This is a genomic window from Jeongeupia naejangsanensis (assembly GCF_016865585.1).
In the GTDB taxonomy this organism is placed as follows: domain Bacteria; phylum Pseudomonadota; class Gammaproteobacteria; order Burkholderiales; family Chitinibacteraceae; genus Jeongeupia; species Jeongeupia naejangsanensis.
In genome coordinates this window covers 221,386-238,121 of record NZ_JAESND010000003.1, presented here as the reverse complement: position 1 = coordinate 238,121, position 16,736 = coordinate 221,386, and the positions used below count along the sequence as shown (strand labels likewise).

Below are 16,736 nucleotides of genomic sequence, written 5' to 3'. Positions count from 1 at the left end.
GGACCCAGCCCCCAATCGGCGCAACCGAACCTGCGCGACCCTGAATCATGACTCATTCCATTCTGTCGACCCTCCGGCTCTGCGGCCTTGCGCTGTTGCTGGCCGGCTGTGCCAGCCCGCAGAACAACTACGATCCGATCGAGCCGGTCAACCGCGGCATTTTCTCGTTCAACCGCGCCGTCGATCGCACCGTCGTGCGCCCGGTGGCACAAACCTATGCCGATTACACGCCCGGCCCGATCAAGGACGGCACGTCCAATTTCTTTTCCAACGTCGATGACCTGTTCGGTTCGGTCGCCGCGCTGTTTCAGGGCAAATTCGGCGAAGCCGGCACCAGCGCCGGCCGGGTGATCGTCAACACCACCTTCGGCATGTTCGGCCTGTTCGACTGGGGTACCCGGATGGGGCTGGACAAGGGCAAGGCCGACTTCGGCCAGACCCTCGGCCATTGGGGAATCGGCTCCGGCCCCTACCTGATGGTCCCGTTCTACGGACCGATGACGCTGCGCGACAGTGCCGATCCGCTGGTCCGGCTGAGCTGGGGGCCGATCGACTACATCGACCCGCTGTGGGGCCAGATTGCCTACTACGGCGTCTATCTCGTCGATGCCCGCAGCAAGCTGTTGCCACTCGACGCGATGCTCGACAGCCAGATCGATCCCTACGCCTATCTGCGCGATGCTTATCTGCAGGCCCGCTGGAACAAGGTCTACGACGGCCTGCCTCCGCATCCGCTGCCGCTTGGCGAGCCCGACGACGATGACGATGTGCCGGCGAATTCGAACGCGTCCGGGGTTGCAAGCGAAGCCGCGACGGCCACCATGGTCTCCGGCGATGCCGCTGCGTCGGCACCGGTGCCAGCGTCCACACCTGCATCCGTCCCTGCCTCGGCGCCTGACGCCGCCACGCCATGAGCGCGATTTCATTCGACCAGGTCGTCAAACGGTACGGCGAATTCAACGCGCTGTCCGGCGTCAGTTTCGACGTCGCCGAGGGTGATTTCTTCGCGCTGCTCGGCCCCAACGGCGCCGGCAAAACCACGCTGATCTCGATCCTCGGCGGCCTCGCCCGCGCCAGCAGTGGCCGCATCTCGGTCATGGGGCACGATGTGGCCGACGATTACCGTGCCGCACGCCGCGCGGTCGGTATCGTGCCGCAGGAACTGGTCTTCGACCCGTTCTTCAGCGTGCGAGAAACACTGGTGTTCCAGTCCGGCTACTTCGGGCTGAAAAAGAACGATGACTGGATCGACGAAATCCTCGAGAACCTCGGTCTGACCGCCAAGGCGAACGCGAACATGCGCGCCCTGTCGGGCGGCATGAAGCGCCGGGTGATGGTGGCGCAGGCGCTGGTGCACCGGCCGCCGGTGATCGTACTCGACGAGCCGACCGCAGGCGTCGACGTCGAGCTGCGCCAGACGCTGTGGGACTTCGTGCAGCGGCTGAACGACCAGGGCCATACCATCGTGCTGACGACACACTACCTCGAAGAAGCCGAAGCGCTCTGCAACCGGATCGCCATGCTCAAGCAGGGCCGGCTGCTGGCGCTCGAGGACAAGCGCACCCTGCTCGACCGCGGCCGCAGCCGCACGCTGAAGCTGCGGCTCGACGGTGCCTTGCCCGCGAGCCTGACGCCACTGCAGCTGCGCAGCAACGACGGCGCGATCGAGCTCAAGCTCGCCGACTGCGGCGCACTCGACACCATTCTGGCGACGCTGAAGGCCGAATCGGTCGGTATCCGGGACATCGAGGTCGCCAAGCCGGACCTCGAGGACATCTTCGTCGAAATGATGAACACGCCCGCATCATGAGCAGCGCGACAATCCGCCCGGCCCGTCTCGATGACGCGCCCGTGCTCGCCAGGCTGATGACATCGCTCGGCTATCCCAGCACCGACTGCGAAATGCAGACGCGGCTGGGCCAGCTGGACAAGGCCGGCGGCTACGGCGCGCTGGTCGCCGAAATCGACGAGCAGGTGGTCGGACTGATCGGGCTGTCCCTCGGGCTGTCGCTGGATCAGGATGGCGCGCACGCGCGGATCATCGCCCTTGTCGTCGCCGAGCACTGTCGTGGCACCGGCATCGGCCAGGTCCTGCTTGCCGCGGGTGAAGCCTGGGCGCATGAACATGGCGCCGACCGGCTGATCGTCAACAGCGCCCACCAGCGCGAACACGCACACCATTTCTATGAAGCGCAGGGCTACCGTGATACCGGGCTGCGCTTCGTCAAAACTCTGGGTTGATCCATGCAAGGCTTTTCCACGCTGTTCTACAAGGAGCTGCTGCGTTTCTGGAAGGTCTCGTTCCAGACCGTCGCCGCCCCGGTGCTTACCGCGCTGCTCTACCTGCTGATTTTCGCTCATGTACTCGACGCTCACGTCCAGCCTTACCCGGGCGTGCGCTACACCGCCTTCCTGATTCCGGGCCTGGCGATGATGGCGATGCTGCAAAATGCGTTCTCGAACACGAGCTCCAGCCTGATCCAGTCCAAGATCACCGGCAATCTGGTGTTCATCCTGCTGCCGCCACTGAGCCATTTCGAGTTCTTCGCCGCTTATGTGCTCGCCGCCGTCGTTCGCGGCCTGGTGGTCGGCGCCGGCGTACTGCTGGTCACCCTGCTGTTTACCGTGCCGCCGATGGCCCATCCGCTGTGGGTGATCGCCTTTGCGCTGCTCGGCAGCGCACTGATGGCGGTGCTCGGACTGATCGCCGGCATCTGGGCGGAGAAGTTCGACCAGCTCGCCGCGTTCCAGAACTTCCTGATCATGCCGCTGACCTTCCTGTCCGGCGTGTTCTACTCGATCCACTCGCTGCCGCCGTTCTGGTACGGCGTGTCGCAGTGGAATCCGGTGTTCTACACCATCGACGGATTCCGCCACGGCTTCTTCGGCGTCTCGGACGTTTCACCATGGCAAAGCCTTGCGGTCGTCAGTGTGGCGCTGATTGCGCTGTCGCTCTGGGCCTACTCGCTGATAAAATCAGGCTACAAAATCAGGCACTAAGCCCACCATGACACCCGAATTCGTTCAGCAACTGATCACCGACCGCCTCGCCGCCACCCACGTTCACGTCAACGGCGACGGCCACCATTTCTACGCGCGCATCGTCAGCCCGCGTTTCGAGGGCCTCGGCCTGCTGGCCCGGCACCGCCTCGTCAAGGACGCACTGAAGGACGTGATCGACTCGGGCGAACTGCACGCGCTGTCGCTGGAAAAGACCGCCACCCCGGCCGAATGGGCCGCACAGTGAACGATCCGCAAGACCGCTTCTCGCTCGACACCATCGACCGCGAACGCGCCAAGCTCGATGCCGCCATCAAGGCCGCCCATGAAGCCGGCAAGCAGCCCAGCGGCCTTGCCGGACTCACCACCCTGCCGTGGCTGATCGCCGCGGTCGCACTGATCTACTGGTACTTCTTCCACTAGATCGGCCCCAATCAATCCGCCGGTGCAGCCGCACCGGCCCTGCTGTAGATACACCATGGACAAACTCAGAATCATCGGCGGTACGCCGCTCAACGGCGAGATCACCATTTCCGGCGCCAAGAACGCCGCGCTGCCCATCCTCTGTGCCAGCCTCCTGACCGCCGACACGCTGCGCCTGACCAACGTGCCGCAGCTGGCCGACGTCAAGACGACGCAGAAGCTGCTGCAGGGCATGGGCGTGCGGGTGATGACCGACAACGTCCACGAATACGAGATCACCGCCAGCCACATCAGCAGCCTCGTCGCACCATACGAGCTGGTAAAGACGATGCGTGCGTCGATCCTCGTCCTCGGACCGACCCTGGCGCGCTTCGGCGAAGCACAGGTGTCGCTGCCCGGCGGCTGCGCGATCGGCGCACGCCCGGTCGACCAGCACATCAAGGGCCTGCAGGCGATGGGCGCCGAGATCGTCATCGAACACGGTTACGTGAAGGCGAAGGGCAAGCTCAAGGGCGCGCGCTTCCGCTCGGACATGATCACCGTCACCGGAACCGAAAACCTGCTGATGGCCGCGACGCTGGCCGAAGGCACGACGATTCTGGAAAACGCCGCGCGCGAACCCGAAATCGTCGATCTGGCCGAACTGCTGATCAAGATGGGCGCAAAGATCAGCGGCCACGGTACCGACACGATCACCATCGAGGGCGTCGAATCGCTGCATGGCGCCGAGCACGCCATCGTCGCCGACCGGATCGAAACCGGTACCTTCCTTGTCGCCGCCGCTGCCGCACAGGGCCGCATCGTCTGCCGCAACACCCGCGCCGACATCCTCGGCGCCGTGCTCGACAAGCTGGTCGAGGCCGGTGCCCACATCGAGGCCGGTGACAACTGGATCGCGCTCGACATGAAACAGCGCGCCAAGGCTGTCGACATCCGCACGCTCGAGTATCCGGCCTTCCCGACCGACATGCAGGCGCAGTTCATGACACTGAACGCGATCGCCAACGGCACCAGCGTGATGACCGAAACCATCTTCGAAAACCGCTTCATGCACGTACCGGAACTTGGCCGCATGGGCGCCCAGATCAAGGCCGAAGGCAACACCGCCATTGTCACCGGCGTCGACCGGCTGTCTGGCGCCACCGTGATGGCCACCGACCTGCGTGCGTCGGCCAGTCTGGTGATCGCCGGCATGGTCGCCGAAGGCGAAACCATCGTCGACCGCATCTACCATCTTGATCGCGGCTACGAGCACATCGAAGCCAAGCTCGCCGGCGTCGGCGCGCAGATCGAACGTCTTTCCTGAACCGGACGACCGCATGCTGACGCTCAACCCCAAACCCCGCGGCGATGACGACGACGGCAAGCAGCGCCCGCCGCAGCCGGTCGAAAAAGGCTTCGCCGCGCTGGCGCATCTGGCCGGGCTGTTCTGGATTCCCTATCTGCCGATGCCGATTCTCGCGCTGGTGATCCCGTTCCTGATCCTGCAGTTCGCACGCATCCATTCGCCGTTTGTCGAGCAGCACGCGATCCAGGCGGTGAACTTCCAGCTGCTGATGGCCAGCCTCTACCTGTTCGCGATGATCGCCGGTTTCGCGCTGAACTCGTTGTTCCTGATCTGGTGGGTTGCGATCGGTTCGACCATTTTCGCAATGTGGGAAGGCGCCAAGGCCATCAACGGCTGGCAGTCGAAGTACCCGCTGACCCTCAAACTCTTCAAGTGAGCCTGCGATGATCACGATCGCGCTGTCCAAGGGACGCATTTTCGAAGAAACGCTGCCGCTGCTCGCCGCAGCCGGCATCACCCCGGCCGAAGATCCGGAAGCCAGCCGCAAGCTCATCATCGGTACCAACCGTGACGACGTGCGGCTGATCATCGTCCGCGCCAGCGACGTACCGACCTATGTCGAGTACGGCGCCGCCGACCTCGGCGTCGCCGGCCGCGACGTGCTGATCGAGCACGGCGGCGCCGGCATCTACCAGCCGCTCGATCTCGAAATCGCCAAGTGCCGGCTGATGGTCGCGACACGCAACGGTTTCGATTACGACGGCGCGGTGCGTCAGGGCGCGCGGCTGAAGATCGCCACCAAGTACGTCCAGCAGGCGCGCGAACACTTCGCCGCCAAGGGCGTCCACGTCGACGTGATCAAGCTGTACGGCTCGATGGAACTCGCGCCGCTGGTCGGCCTCGCCGACGCCATTGTCGACCTCGTGTCGACCGGCGGCACGCTCAAGGCCAACGACCTCGTCGCCGTCGAACACATCCGCGACATTTCGAGCCGGCTCGTCGTCAACCAGGCGGCGCTCAAGCTCAAGGAAGACCGGATCCAGCCGATGCTGGAAGCCTTCGCCGGGGCGATCGGCCAGTAAGCCCGGCCATGTCACCGTCAGCAAAGCCGGCGCAATGCCGGCTTTTTTGCGTCACAACACCGCGCTTCACGCCAATTTTCTTGCGTGAAACTGAATCAAACAATATCGTCATCGACAACCGTTCCACCGGATTCCATCGATGCACGATCCCGTCCGTCTCGTCCTCACCGGCGAGCTGCAACCCGGCGTTTCCCTCGAAACCGCGGCAGGCAATCTGGCCACGCTGCTGAAGATCGACGTCGACCGCGCGCACCAGCTGCTCGGCGCCGCGCCGAAAATCATCAAGCCCAGCGTGTCCGGCAGGGAAGCCGGTGCATACCTGACCCACCTGAAACGTGCCGGCGTCGTCGTTCGCGCCGAGCCGCTGACACCGCCGGCGGGTGAAGCCCGGCAGCAAGCCATTGTCAGCGACGACCTCGATATCGCCAGCCTGAACGTCGAACCCGTCGCCACACCCGTCATCGAGAACGGCATCGCCTGCCCGGCCTGCGGACGACAGCAACCGCCGCGCACGCTATGTCTCGGCTGCGGTATCGACATGCCGCGCTTTCGCGCCGCACAGCAAACCCCGGCATCCCCGCCAGCCGTTGCAGCCCAGGATACGCATCGCAACGTCACGACCACGCCGCAACTCACCGGCCGGGTTCCCGACGACGAACTGGAGTTTCTTACTCCGCCGCTGCTCGGCGTGTTCACCGATGGCCGGCTGGGGCGGATGCGCTATCTGGCTTACAGCATGGCACTGCTCGTGGTGATCGTTGCAGCGGCAATCCTCGGCTCGCCATTGCTGGTCTTTCTCGACGGTTTCATCTACGCGTTTGCCGCCGGAGCACTCTGGCTGATGCTGCGCCTGGCCATACTCAGGCTGCACGACTTCGACTTCTCCGGCTGGTGGTGCGTCTCCGCAGTCGCCATCCCGGGCATCGCCTATGCCATCGACCTGCGGCTGGGGATGCTGCTTTCCGGCGCGGTGTTGCTCGCATCGCTCGGCCTTTGCCTGGTTCCCGGCGACACCGCGGACAACCGTTTCGGCCTGCCCGCCGAACCGCCGACCTTGCTGATCCATATCGGCGGCGTCCTGTGCCTGCTGATCAGTGTCGCCTCGCTGCCAGCTGCATTGAAATCAACGGGTACACGCAACGCCATTGCCGAACACAGTCAGCCAGACAACACCACGCAGGACGGCGAAAACGGGCAGAAAATCTACGACAACCATGGTCGTGAAATCACCGATGCCCGGATTCACGAGTTGGGTGAAAAGCTGCGTGCCACAGGTGTCAACATCAGCGACGCCGAGCTGCGCGCCAAGTTGCTGCAGAAACAGGCCGAGCGCGACAGCGACGACGATTGAGCCCCGGCAAGTCGTCGCGGCGGATACGGCAGGTATAATCGACCCAACCCAACGATAGCCGCAGAGCCGCCATGATCCGTCGCCTCGATACCCGTTCCGCCGATTTTGAATCCGAACTCTCCGCGCTGCTGGCGTTCGAAACCTCGCAGGATCCCGAGGTCGACGCCCGTGTCGCCGCCATCCTTGCCGACGTGAAAGCCCGCGGCGATGCTGCCGTGGTCGAGTACACCAACCGCTTCGATGGCACGCAAGCCACGACGATGGCCGATCTCGAACTGACGCAGGACGAACTCAAGGACGCGTTCGAGCGCCTGCCGCAAGTGCAGAAGGACGCGCTGACCTTCGCAGCCAAACGCGTGCGCAGTTACCACGAGCACCAGAAGATGAGCTCGTGGACCTACGAGGACGAGGACGGCACCTTGCTCGGCCAGCAGATCACCGCGCTTGATCGGGTCGGCATCTACGTGCCGGGCGGCAAGGCGGCCTACCCGTCGTCGGTGCTGATGAACGCGATTCCGGCCCACGTTGCCGGCGTGGCCGAAATCATCATGGTCGTGCCGACACCGAAGGGCGAAAAGAACGATCTGGTCCTCGCCGCCGCTTATGTCGCCGGCGTGTCGCGTGCATTCACCGTCGGCGGTGCGCAGGCCGTCGGTGCACTCGCCTACGGCACGCAGACCGTGCCGCAGGTCGACAAGATCACCGGCCCCGGCAATGCCTATGTCGCCAGCGCCAAGCGCGCGGTGTTCGGTGTCGTCGGCATCGACATGGTCGCCGGCCCGTCGGAAATCCTCGTGCTGTGTGACGGCTCCACCGATCCGGACTGGGTCGCCATCGACCTGTTCTCGCAGGCCGAACACGACGAAATCGCCCAGGCCATCCTGCTGTGCCCGGATGCGGCCTATATCGACCGTGTCGCCGCCAGCATCGAGAAACTGCTGCCCAGCCAGCCGCGCCGCGACATCATCGCCGCATCGCTCGGCAACCGGGGTGCGCTGATCCACGTGGCCGACCTCGACGAGGCTTGTGCGATCTCGAACCGGATCGCCCCCGAGCACCTTGAGCTGCAGGTCGCCGATCCGAAAGCCTGGGTCGAAAAACTCCGCCACGCCGGCGCAATTTTCATGGGCAAGTTCACTTCGGAAAGCCTCGGCGACTACTGTGCCGGGCCGAACCACGTGCTGCCGACGGCGCGCAGCGCACGTTTCTCCAGCCCGCTCGGTGTCTACGACTTCCAGAAGCGTTCGAGCCTGATCATGGTGTCCGAAGCCGGCGCGCAGACGCTGGGTCGTGTCGCCGCGACCTTGGCGCACGGCGAGGGGCTGACGGCGCATGCCAACGCCGCCGAGCTGCGACTGAAATAATCACCCACTTGCAATCGGGTTATTCGACCCGATATGCAGCACAGACGGGCCGCGACGGTGTCGCGGCCATTTTCATATTCAGACAGGACCTGACCCATGGCCATTCTCGTCAACGGCGTTGAAATCACCGATGCACAGATCGAAGCGGAACTGCCGCACCACCAGGACGCACCGAGCCCGGTCGACGCCACCGTTCAGGAACTGATCCTGCGCGAACTGCTGACCCAGCGCGCACGTGCCAAGGGCATCGAAGCCACCGATCCGCAGGAAGCCGTCGGCGAACTGCTCGGCCAGGAAATCGAGGCACCGAAGGTCGACGAAGCCCAGGCCCGCGCCTTCTACGATGCCAACCCGCAAGCCTTCGTCCAGGGCGAGCAGGTCGAAGCCAGCCACATCCTGTTCAAGAGCACCCCGGAAACGCCGGCTGCGCTGATGCGCGGCAAGGCCGAACAGGTGCTGATGGAACTGCGCCTCGCGCCGCACCTGTTCGAAACCCGCGCCAAGGAACTGTCGGCCTGCCCGTCGGGCCAGCAAGGCGGCGCGCTCGGTTCGTTCGGTCGCGGCCAGATGGTGCCGGAATTCGAACAGGCCGCGTTCGCGCTCGGCGAAGGCGAGCTGGCCAAGGAGCTGGTCGAAACCCAGTTCGGCCTGCACATCATCAAGGCCGGCAAGAAAACCGGCGGCGCCAGCGTCAGCTTCGACGAAGTCCAGGAACGCCTGACCGCCTACCTGACCGAGATGGAAGCACGCCGCGCGATGCACACCTACCTGCAAGGTCTGGTCGAAGCCGCCGACATCCAGGGTTACGACCTCAAGGCTGCCGGCCAGTAATTCCGGCCACGCCCGCCCCGCATCGCCCCGGCCCAGACCGGGGCGATTGCTTATCCACAGCCGCAACGCAGCGGCATAAAATGACCGGGGTATAGTCCGAACGGACTAGCTCACCCGCATCGACAGGCGAACTGTCCCCGCCCCGCAATCCGCCTAGAATGGGCATGAGAGGAGGAGGCCATGCAGACCGATCGACCACTGACAGACCAAGCGCCGCTCGTCGACCGATTCGGCCGCTCGATCCGCTACCTGCGCGTATCGGTGACCGACCGCTGCGACCTGCGCTGCAGCTACTGCATGCCCAAGGGCTTTCACGGATTCGAAGAGCCCGAACACTGGCTGCGCTTCGATGAAGTCGAACGTCTGGTTGGCGCCTTCGTGCGCGCCGGCGTCGCCCGCGTCCGCCTCACCGGCGGTGAACCGCTGCTGCGCCGGAACCTGTCCGAGCTCGCCGCCCGGCTCAAACAGCTCGACGGTCTCGACGACCTGTCGCTGTCGACCAACGCCACCCAGCTGGTCCGCCATGCCCGCGCACTGCGCGCCGCCGGCGTCGACCGCCTCAACATCAGCCTCGATACGCTCGATCGCGGCTGCTACGAAAAACTCGCCGGCCGCGATGCGTTCGACGCCAGCCTCGCCGGCATCATGGCCGCCCGCGACGAAGGTTTCTCACCGATCAAGCTGAACATGGTCGCGATGAAGGGCGTCAACGAGGCCGAGATCGAGCGAATGGCCGAGTTCGCCATGCGCCACGGCTTCATCCTGCGGCTGATCGAAGCCATGCCGATGGGCGACACGGGCCGCAACACGCAATACCTCGACCTCGCACCGGTGCGCGAAAAACTGGTCGCGCATTTCGGACTGACACCCGAAGCCGAAGAACTCGGCGGCGGTCCGGCGCGCTACTGGAAAACACCGGACGGCCAGGGCCGGATCGGCTTCATCACGCCGATTTCGCAGCACTTCTGTGCGACCTGCAATCGCGTCCGCCTCTCGGTCGACGGCACGCTCTACCTTTGCCTCGGCCAGGAAGAGAAGTTCGAATTCCGGCCGATGCTGCGCGCCGGCTGCAGCGACGCCGATCTCGACGCCGCCATTGCCCATGCGATCGAACTCAAGCCCGAACGCCACGAATTCATCGAAGCGCCGACCAAGCTCGTGCGTTTCATGTCGCAGACGGGCGGTTGATGGGCAGCGTCTTCGGCATTGTCGGCTTTTCCGGCAGCGGCAAAACCACGCTGACCGAGCAACTGATTGCCTGCTTCGCGGCACGCGGCCTGCGCGTCAATGCCATCAAGCATTCGCACCACGATCTCGAACTCGAACCGCCGGGCAAGGACAGCGCGCGCTTTCGCAGCGCCGGCGCCGCCGAGGTCCTGGTTGCCTCGCCCTACCGGTTTGCCATCGTCCACGAGCTGCGCGGCGCACCCGAGCCGACGCTGGCCGAACAACTGGCCCGCCTCTCGCCTGCCGACCTGACGCTGGTCGAGGGTTTCAAGCACGATCCCATCCCGAAACTCGAAGTCTGGCGCGCCGAAACCGGCAAGCCGCAGCTGTTCCCCGGCGACCCGAGCATCGTCGCCGTCGCCAGCGATCATCCGGTCGAGACCGCCCTGCCTTTCCTCGACCTCGACGACGCCGACACGATCGCCGACTTCATCACTCACCATCTGGCACTGAATCCCCATGCTGACCGTTGATCAAGCCCGCGAGCAACTGCTCGCCGCCGCCCGGCGCATCACCGAAACCGAAACATTGGCACTGAACGACGCGCTCGGCCGCGTGCTCGCCACCGACGTCGTCTCGACGCTGGCCGTCCCCGGTTTCGACAACAGCGCCATGGACGGGTACGCCCTCAACGTTGCCGATTTCAGCGCGCCGACCGCATTCCGTGTCGTCCAGCGCATCGCCGCCGGCGACACCGGCAGCGCACTCGCGCCGGGCGAGGCCGCACGCATCTTCACCGGCGCGCCGGTGCCCGAAGGCAGCAACGCCGTCGCGATGCAGGAAGACTGCAACGTCGAGACCACCACGCTGACCGTCAACACCAGGCTGCAACCCGGCCAGCACATCCGCCGGCGCGGCGAAGACGTGCAGCAAGGTGCTGTCGTCATCCAGGCCGGTACGCGCCTTGGCGCCGCCGAACTGGGCCTGTTGGCGGCGGTGGGCGTTGGGCAGGTGGCTGTCGTGCGAAAACTGCGCGTCGCCTTGCTGTCGACCGGCAACGAGCTGGTCGAGCCCGGCTCGCCGCTTGCGCCGGCCCAGATCTACAACTCCAACCGCTATGCCCTGTCGGCGCTGTTGCGCGAGGCCGGCTGCATCGTCGACGACCTCGGCATCGTGCCGGACCAGTTCGCCGCGACGCGCGACATTCTCGCCGATGCCGCGGCGACGCATGACGTCGTCCTGAGTACCGGCGGCGTGTCGGTCGGCGAGGAAGACCACGTCAAGGCCGCCGTCGAATCGCTCGGAGCCCTGTCACTGTGGAAGATCGCCATCAAGCCCGGCAAGCCGTTCGCCTGCGGCAGGATCGGCGATGCCGATTTCATCGGCCTGCCCGGCAATCCGGTGTCGAGTTTCGTCACCTTCATCGTGTTCGTCCGTCCCTTCCTCGCGGCCCGCACCGGCCGCGATGCACCGGAGCCGGCCATCAGGGTGCCGGCCGGCTTCACGATCGAACGTGCCGGCAACCGCCGGGAATACCTGCGTGCACGGCTGGTCGACGGCCGAGTCGTGCTGTTTCCGAACCAGAGTTCGGGCGTGCTGACGTCGGTGGTTTGGGCCGACGGTCTGGTGATCGTGCCCGAAGCGGCAACCGTGCGGGAGGGCGACCCGGTCGACTTCCTGCCGCTGGCCACACTGAACTGAGGGGCAAACCGTGAACACCATCCAGTTGCTTTACTTTGCACGGCTGCGCGATGCGTTCGGCTGCGCCGGCGAGGCCGTGTCGCTGCCCGGTGGCAGCCGTGTCGCCGATCTGGTCGCCCTGCTCGTTGCCCGTGGCGGTGCTTTTGCCGACGAACTCGGCGGTACACGGGTCTTCCGCGTTGCGGTCAACCAGGAAATGGCGCACGCCGCCGACGCCATCCCGGCCGGCGCCGAGGTCGCGATCTTTCCGCCCGTCACCGGGGGCTGAGATGGCCAGCATCACGATCCGCGTCGGTCCCGACGACTTCGACCTCGGCGCCGAGTACGCCGCGCTCGTCGCGGGGGAAGCCGACAGCGGCGCTGTCGTCGCCTTCGTCGGCCGCGTGCGCGACCTGAGCCTCGACCGGCACGTTGCCGTCCTCGAACTCGAACACTATCCGGGGATGACCGAAAAAGCGCTGGCGAAAATCGCCGACAGCGCCGCTGCGCGCTGGCCGCTGACAGCCGTCACCGTCGTCCACCGCGTCGGGCCGCTGCACCCGGCCGACCAGATCGTGCTGGTCCTGACCGCCAGCGCCCACCGTCATGCGGCGTACGACGCCAACGCCTACATCATGGATTACCTGAAGACCGAGGCGCCGTTCTGGAAGCGCGAATCGGATGGCCAGACGGCGCACTGGGTCGACGCACGCGACAGCGACAGCGAGGCCATCCAGCGCTGGCACCCCGACGACACGCCATGACAATCGACATGACCGTCCTCGCCGGCGAAGGCGCCCGATGAGGATCGCCCTAGTCTTCCTGTCCGGCGGAGGCATTCGATGAAGATCGCCGCCGTCATTCTGGCCGGCGGCGAAGGCCGGCGCATGGGCGGCCAGGACAAGGGCCTGCTGCCGCTGCACGACCGGCCGTTGGTCGCATGGGTGCTGGCCGCGCTGGCCGCACAGACAAGGCAGCCCGATCATGTGATGATCTCGGCCAACCGCAACCTCGACACTTACCGGCGCTACGGCGTACCGGTACTGCCCGATGCCGACACGGAACGGCTGGGGCCGCTCGCCGGCATCCACGCGGCACTGACGGCCACCGATGCCGATGCCCTGCTGATCGTGCCGTGCGACGTGCCGATGCTGCCGGCCGACCTTGTGATCCGGCTTGCCGGCGTACTGGCCGGACAACAGGCTGCCGTCGCCTTCGCCGATGAGACAATCCAGCCCAGCATCTGCCTTGTCCGCACCGCTTGCGCGAGCGCGCTCGCAGGCCGGCTGCAGCGCCACGAATTGCGTCTGCGCGACTGGCTCGCCAGTCTGGACGCCGTGCCGGTTGCCTTTGCGGCCGATGCCTTTCCGAACCTGAACACCCCGGCGGCGCTGGCTGCCTTTGCCCCCAAAGAGTCCGACGCATGAACCCGCTGACCCATTTCAACGAGCAAGGCCAGGCGCACATGGTCGATGTCGGCGCCAAGGCCGACACGCACCGTGTTGCCCGCACCGAAGGCCGGATCCGCATGCAGCCGGCGACGCTGGCGCTGATCGCCGGCGGCGGCCACAAGAAGGGCGACGTGCTCGGCATCGCCCGCATTGCCGCGATCATGGCGTCCAAGAAGGCATCCGAACTGATTCCGCTCTGCCACCCGCTGCCGCTGACCCGCGTCGATGTGGCATTCGAGCTTGAAGCCGACGGCGTGCGCTGCGAAGTCGTCGCCGAGACCGTCGGCAAGACCGGCGTCGAGATGGAAGCGCTGACCGCGGTCAACGTCGCACTGCTGACGATCTACGACATGTGCAAGGCCGTCGACCGCGGCATGGTCATCGGCGACATCCGCCTGCTGGAAAAACGCGGCGGGAAATCCGGTGTGTGGCGCGCCGGCGACGAACCCGCCGACGGACACGGCTGATGCAGGGCGAACCGGCGCTGCCCGCCCGCCAGCAGCTGTCGATCAAGGTCGTCGCGCTGCTGCTGGTCTCGCTGCTGGTCGGTCTGGCGGCGGTCGGCACCACGCTCTACCTGTCCTGGCAGCTCGAAGGCGGCGCGGCGGCGATCAACGCAGCCGGCAGCCTGCGCATGCAGACCTACCGGCTCGGCTACACGCTGCAACTGAACCGCGAGCATCCCAGCCCCGAGCTGGCCGCGCAGATCGAGCACGAACGCGGACAGTTTGCCGCCACGCTGGCGCTGCTCGACCGTGGCGATCCGGCGCGGCCGCTCTATCTGCCCAGCGATCCCGCCGTACGCGCACGGTTCAAGGCGATCGAGCAGCGTTACGAGCGGCTGCTGGCCATGCCGCCGAGCACGCTGAAGCGCGACCCGGCGGACATGCGCGTCCAGATGGACCACTTCGTCGACCAGATCAACGGACTGGTCCTCGACATCGAACAGTACAACGCGCGCCGGACCATGCTGATGCGCGGCTCGCAGATCCTGCTGATCGCGCTGGCCATCGTCGGTACCGTTGCGCAGATCTACCTGATGTTCCTGCTGGTGTTCCGGCCGCTGTACCGGCTCTCGGGCGGGATTTCGCGCATGGCCGAACGGGATTACAGCGTCCGGCTGCCGGTCGAGACCGACGACGAATTCGGCGAGCTGACCCGCAGCTTCAACCGGATGGCCGACCGCGTCGCCGATGCGCACGGCTCGCTCGAAGCCCGCGTCGCCCAGAAGACCGATGCGCTCAACACGCGCAACCGCGAACTCGCCCTGCGCAACGACATCGGCGCCCGTCTCAACGCCGGCCTGTCGGCCGAATCGATGTGCCGCGATTTTCTCGACCAGCTGATCGCCTGGTTCGGCGCCGACGGCGGCAGCGTCCGCATCGTCGACCCGCATTCGAACGCTGCGCACATGGTCGTCTACGAGGGGATTTCCGACAGCCTCGCCGCCGCCGAACACTGCCTGCAGCCCGGCGACTGCCTGTGCGGCACCAGCCTCAAGGAAGGCGTCGCCATCATTCAGGACTTCCGCAAGCTGCCGATGGCAGCCGCGCCGTATTCGTGCGAGCGCGAGGGCTTTGTCCAGGTCAGCGCCTTTCCTATCCGTGCCCGCACGCGGTCGACCGGCCAGTTCAACATGCACTTCCGCATCGCGCGCGACATCACCCGCAGCGAACGCGACCTGCTCGAAGCGCTGGGTGAACAGCTGGGCATCGCACTGGAAAACCTGCGCCTCGCCGCACGCGAGCGCGAAATCGCCGTCTACGAGGAGCGCAACCTGCTCGCCCAGGGCCTGCACGACAGCATCGCCCAGGGGCTGTCCTTCCTGAACCTGCAGGTGCAGATGCTCAACGACTCGCTCAAGCGCGGCGACGTCGCCGAGGCGCTCGACATCGTGCCGCTGCTCAAGGCCGGCGTGCAGGAGAGCTACGACGACGTGCGCGAACTGCTGAACAATTTCCGCGCCCGCCTCGCCGAAGGCGATCTCGTGTCCAGCATGCGCGCGACGATCGAACGCTTCCGCCGCCAGACCGGGATCGGCGTCGACTTCGACACCAGCGGCTCCGGTGCACCACTGCCGGCCGAGGACCAGCTGCAGCTGCTGTTCGTGCTGCAGGAGGCACTGTCGAACGTGCGCAAGCATGCCTACGCGACCGGGGTCCGGGTCCGCTTCGTCAACGAGCGCGACGTAACGCTGACGATCCACGACGACGGGCGCGGTTTCGACGCGGCCGAAATGGCGGCGCGCGCCGAAGGCCATGTCGGGCTTAAAATCATGCAGGAGCGCGCCAGCCGGCTGGCGGCACAACTGCGGATCGACTCGGACCACGGCGGCGTCGTGACCCTGACGATCCCGGCCGAGGCGCGCCGGCTCGACGAACGTACACAGGAAAGGACAGGCAGGCATGACGATCAAGGTATTGCTGGTTGACGATCACACGCTGTTTCGCAGCGGCATCAAGCTGCTGCTGTCGCGCCAGCCCGAATTCGACGTCGTCGGCGAGGCGGCCGACGGTGCCGAAGGCGTCAAGCGTTGCCACGAACTCGCACCCGACGTGGTGCTGCTCGACCTGAACATGCCCGGCCTCTCGGGCCTCGAAGCGCTGCAGCTGATCCTCGAGGACCGGCCGCAGACCGCCGTGCTGATGCTGACGGTGTCCGAAGACGCCGAGGACCTGGCCGATGCGTTGCGCAGCGGTGCGCGCGGCTATCTGCTGAAGAACATCGACGCTGACTATCTCGTCGGTGCCATCGTCCGCGCCCACGCCGGCGAAGCCGTCGTCGCCGAAGCGATGACCGCCAAGCTCGTCGCCCAGTTCCGCAATGCGGCAGCACCGGCCGAACCGCGCGACGAAGACCGACTGACGCCGCGCGAGCGCGAAATCCTCGGTTTTCTCGCCCGCGGCGACAGCAACAAGGGCATCGCGCGCGAGCTCGATCTTGCCGAGAGCACGGTCAAGATCCACGTGCAGAACATCCTCAAGAAGCTCGGCCTGTCGAGCCGGGTCCAGGCGGCCGTGTACGCGGTCGAACACGGCCTCGGTCGCAGCGACTGAGGTTCCGGGCGTGCGGGGCTGCCGCAGTGTAAATCGTCGGCAG

The 16,736-nt window shown here is 65.8% G+C and carries 21 protein-coding genes; all 21 read left to right on the top strand.

What is annotated here, in order from left to right; all coding sequences use genetic code 11:
* Nucleotides 1–47 precede the first annotated feature (47 nt).
* The 21 genes from JMJ54_RS08890 to JMJ54_RS08790 all read left to right on the top strand — a co-directional run bounded on the left by JMJ54_RS08890 (nucleotide 48) and on the right by JMJ54_RS08790 (nucleotide 16,693).
* On the top strand, nucleotides 48–914 hold the full coding sequence (locus tag JMJ54_RS08890) for an MlaA family lipoprotein (RefSeq protein ID WP_203537913.1): 867 nt from the start codon (nucleotides 48–50) through the stop codon (nucleotides 912–914).
* Entirely contained in the window at nucleotides 911–1,810 is a 900-nt protein-coding gene (locus JMJ54_RS08885) for an ABC transporter ATP-binding protein (protein ID WP_203537911.1), read from the top strand. The genes JMJ54_RS08890 and JMJ54_RS08885 overlap by 4 nt, the downstream gene beginning before the upstream one ends.
* Nucleotides 1,807–2,241 (top strand): GNAT family N-acetyltransferase, encoded by a 435-nt coding sequence (locus JMJ54_RS08880; RefSeq protein ID WP_203537910.1) that lies wholly within the window; start codon nucleotides 1,807–1,809, stop codon nucleotides 2,239–2,241. Before JMJ54_RS08885 ends, JMJ54_RS08880 begins: the two co-directional genes overlap by 4 nt.
* 3 nt (nucleotides 2,242–2,244) lie before the next feature.
* Complete coding sequence (locus JMJ54_RS08875; protein ID WP_203537909.1) at nucleotides 2,245–3,000, top strand: ABC transporter permease; 756 nt, start codon at nucleotides 2,245–2,247, stop codon at nucleotides 2,998–3,000.
* A gap of 7 nt (nucleotides 3,001–3,007) precedes the next feature.
* A complete protein-coding gene (locus JMJ54_RS08870; protein WP_189459842.1) occupies nucleotides 3,008–3,247 on the top strand; it encodes a BolA family protein in 240 nt (79 codons plus the stop codon).
* Nucleotides 3,244–3,423, top strand: coding sequence for a hypothetical protein (locus tag JMJ54_RS08865; RefSeq protein ID WP_203537908.1), 180 nt, complete (start codon nucleotides 3,244–3,246; stop codon nucleotides 3,421–3,423). The genes JMJ54_RS08870 and JMJ54_RS08865 overlap by 4 nt, the downstream gene beginning before the upstream one ends.
* Before the next feature lie 55 nt (nucleotides 3,424–3,478).
* Complete coding sequence (gene murA, locus JMJ54_RS08860) at nucleotides 3,479–4,729, top strand: UDP-N-acetylglucosamine 1-carboxyvinyltransferase (protein ID WP_203537907.1); 1,251 nt, start codon at nucleotides 3,479–3,481, stop codon at nucleotides 4,727–4,729.
* Nucleotides 4,730–4,742: 13 nt separating this feature from the next.
* Nucleotides 4,743–5,147: a DUF4870 domain-containing protein gene (locus JMJ54_RS08855; RefSeq protein ID WP_203537905.1), complete on the top strand. Its 405-nt coding sequence runs from the start codon at nucleotides 4,743–4,745 to the stop codon at nucleotides 5,145–5,147.
* A gap of 7 nt (nucleotides 5,148–5,154) precedes the next feature.
* Nucleotides 5,155–5,793 (top strand): ATP phosphoribosyltransferase, encoded by a 639-nt coding sequence (gene hisG / locus JMJ54_RS08850; protein ID WP_203537903.1) that lies wholly within the window; start codon nucleotides 5,155–5,157, stop codon nucleotides 5,791–5,793.
* A gap of 139 nt (nucleotides 5,794–5,932) precedes the next feature.
* On the top strand, nucleotides 5,933–7,144 hold the full coding sequence (locus JMJ54_RS08845) for a DUF805 domain-containing protein (protein WP_203537901.1): 1,212 nt from the start codon (nucleotides 5,933–5,935) through the stop codon (nucleotides 7,142–7,144).
* Nucleotides 7,145–7,218: 74 nt separating this feature from the next.
* Nucleotides 7,219–8,508 carry a histidinol dehydrogenase gene (hisD, locus tag JMJ54_RS08840; RefSeq protein ID WP_203538123.1) on the top strand — a complete coding sequence of 430 codons (1,290 nt, stop codon included), beginning with the start codon at nucleotides 7,219–7,221 and terminating at the stop codon, nucleotides 8,506–8,508.
* A 96-nt stretch (nucleotides 8,509–8,604) separates the two neighbouring features.
* Complete coding sequence (locus JMJ54_RS08835; RefSeq protein ID WP_203537899.1) at nucleotides 8,605–9,339, top strand: peptidylprolyl isomerase; 735 nt, start codon at nucleotides 8,605–8,607, stop codon at nucleotides 9,337–9,339.
* Nucleotides 9,340–9,519: 180 nt separating this feature from the next.
* Nucleotides 9,520–10,527 (top strand): GTP 3',8-cyclase MoaA, encoded by a 1,008-nt coding sequence (gene moaA / locus JMJ54_RS08830; RefSeq protein ID WP_203537897.1) that lies wholly within the window; start codon nucleotides 9,520–9,522, stop codon nucleotides 10,525–10,527.
* Complete coding sequence (gene mobB / locus JMJ54_RS08825; RefSeq protein WP_203537896.1) at nucleotides 10,527–11,039, top strand: molybdopterin-guanine dinucleotide biosynthesis protein B; 513 nt, start codon at nucleotides 10,527–10,529, stop codon at nucleotides 11,037–11,039. The genes moaA and mobB overlap by 1 nt, the downstream gene beginning before the upstream one ends.
* Nucleotides 11,026–12,207 carry a molybdopterin molybdotransferase MoeA gene (locus JMJ54_RS08820; protein WP_203537895.1) on the top strand — a complete coding sequence of 394 codons (1,182 nt, stop codon included), beginning with the start codon at nucleotides 11,026–11,028 and terminating at the stop codon, nucleotides 12,205–12,207. The genes mobB and JMJ54_RS08820 overlap by 14 nt, the downstream gene beginning before the upstream one ends.
* 10 nt (nucleotides 12,208–12,217) lie before the next feature.
* Nucleotides 12,218–12,475: a MoaD/ThiS family protein gene (locus tag JMJ54_RS08815; RefSeq protein ID WP_203537894.1), complete on the top strand. Its 258-nt coding sequence runs from the start codon at nucleotides 12,218–12,220 to the stop codon at nucleotides 12,473–12,475.
* 1 nt (nucleotide 12,476) lies between these two features.
* A complete protein-coding gene (gene moaE / locus JMJ54_RS08810) occupies nucleotides 12,477–12,950 on the top strand; it encodes a molybdopterin synthase catalytic subunit MoaE (RefSeq protein ID WP_203537893.1) in 474 nt (157 codons plus the stop codon).
* 78 nt (nucleotides 12,951–13,028) lie between these two features.
* Nucleotides 13,029–13,613 carry a molybdenum cofactor guanylyltransferase MobA gene (gene mobA, locus JMJ54_RS08805; protein ID WP_203537892.1) on the top strand — a complete coding sequence of 195 codons (585 nt, stop codon included), beginning with the start codon at nucleotides 13,029–13,031 and terminating at the stop codon, nucleotides 13,611–13,613.
* Nucleotides 13,610–14,104 carry a cyclic pyranopterin monophosphate synthase MoaC gene (moaC, locus tag JMJ54_RS08800; protein ID WP_203537891.1) on the top strand — a complete coding sequence of 165 codons (495 nt, stop codon included), beginning with the start codon at nucleotides 13,610–13,612 and terminating at the stop codon, nucleotides 14,102–14,104. Before mobA ends, moaC begins: the two co-directional genes overlap by 4 nt.
* Nucleotides 14,104–16,068 carry a type IV pili methyl-accepting chemotaxis transducer N-terminal domain-containing protein gene (locus JMJ54_RS08795; RefSeq protein ID WP_203537890.1) on the top strand — a complete coding sequence of 655 codons (1,965 nt, stop codon included), beginning with the start codon at nucleotides 14,104–14,106 and terminating at the stop codon, nucleotides 16,066–16,068. The genes moaC and JMJ54_RS08795 overlap by 1 nt, the downstream gene beginning before the upstream one ends.
* A complete protein-coding gene (locus tag JMJ54_RS08790) occupies nucleotides 16,043–16,693 on the top strand; it encodes a response regulator (protein ID WP_203537888.1) in 651 nt (216 codons plus the stop codon). Before JMJ54_RS08795 ends, JMJ54_RS08790 begins: the two co-directional genes overlap by 26 nt.
* Nucleotides 16,694–16,736 lie beyond the last annotated feature (43 nt).

Excerpts from the sequence above, each read along its gene's own strand:
- JMJ54_RS08890 (WP_203537913.1), top strand. The coding sequence starts at position 48 with ATGACTCATTCCATTCTGTCGACCCTCCGGCTCTGCGGCCTTGCGCTG.
- JMJ54_RS08885 (WP_203537911.1), top strand. The coding sequence starts at position 911 with ATGAGCGCGATTTCATTCGACCAGGTCGTCAAACGGTACGGCGAATTC.
- JMJ54_RS08880 (WP_203537910.1), top strand. The coding sequence starts at position 1,807 with ATGAGCAGCGCGACAATCCGCCCGGCCCGTCTCGATGACGCGCCCGTG.
- JMJ54_RS08875 (WP_203537909.1), top strand. The coding sequence starts at position 2,245 with ATGCAAGGCTTTTCCACGCTGTTCTACAAGGAGCTGCTGCGTTTCTGG.
- JMJ54_RS08870 (WP_189459842.1), top strand. The coding sequence starts at position 3,008 with ATGACACCCGAATTCGTTCAGCAACTGATCACCGACCGCCTCGCCGCC.
- murA (WP_203537907.1), top strand. The coding sequence starts at position 3,479 with ATGGACAAACTCAGAATCATCGGCGGTACGCCGCTCAACGGCGAGATC.
- JMJ54_RS08855 (WP_203537905.1), top strand. The coding sequence starts at position 4,743 with ATGCTGACGCTCAACCCCAAACCCCGCGGCGATGACGACGACGGCAAG.
- hisG (WP_203537903.1), top strand. The coding sequence starts at position 5,155 with ATGATCACGATCGCGCTGTCCAAGGGACGCATTTTCGAAGAAACGCTG.
- JMJ54_RS08845 (WP_203537901.1), top strand. The coding sequence starts at position 5,933 with ATGCACGATCCCGTCCGTCTCGTCCTCACCGGCGAGCTGCAACCCGGC.
- JMJ54_RS08835 (WP_203537899.1), top strand. The coding sequence starts at position 8,605 with ATGGCCATTCTCGTCAACGGCGTTGAAATCACCGATGCACAGATCGAA.
- moaA (WP_203537897.1), top strand. The coding sequence starts at position 9,520 with ATGCAGACCGATCGACCACTGACAGACCAAGCGCCGCTCGTCGACCGA.
- mobB (WP_203537896.1), top strand. The coding sequence starts at position 10,527 with ATGGGCAGCGTCTTCGGCATTGTCGGCTTTTCCGGCAGCGGCAAAACC.
- JMJ54_RS08820 (WP_203537895.1), top strand. The coding sequence starts at position 11,026 with ATGCTGACCGTTGATCAAGCCCGCGAGCAACTGCTCGCCGCCGCCCGG.
- moaE (WP_203537893.1), top strand. The coding sequence starts at position 12,477 with ATGGCCAGCATCACGATCCGCGTCGGTCCCGACGACTTCGACCTCGGC.
- mobA (WP_203537892.1), top strand. The coding sequence starts at position 13,029 with ATGAAGATCGCCGCCGTCATTCTGGCCGGCGGCGAAGGCCGGCGCATG.
- moaC (WP_203537891.1), top strand. The coding sequence starts at position 13,610 with ATGAACCCGCTGACCCATTTCAACGAGCAAGGCCAGGCGCACATGGTC.
- JMJ54_RS08795 (WP_203537890.1), top strand. The coding sequence starts at position 14,104 with ATGCAGGGCGAACCGGCGCTGCCCGCCCGCCAGCAGCTGTCGATCAAG.
- JMJ54_RS08790 (WP_203537888.1), top strand. The coding sequence starts at position 16,043 with ATGACGATCAAGGTATTGCTGGTTGACGATCACACGCTGTTTCGCAGC.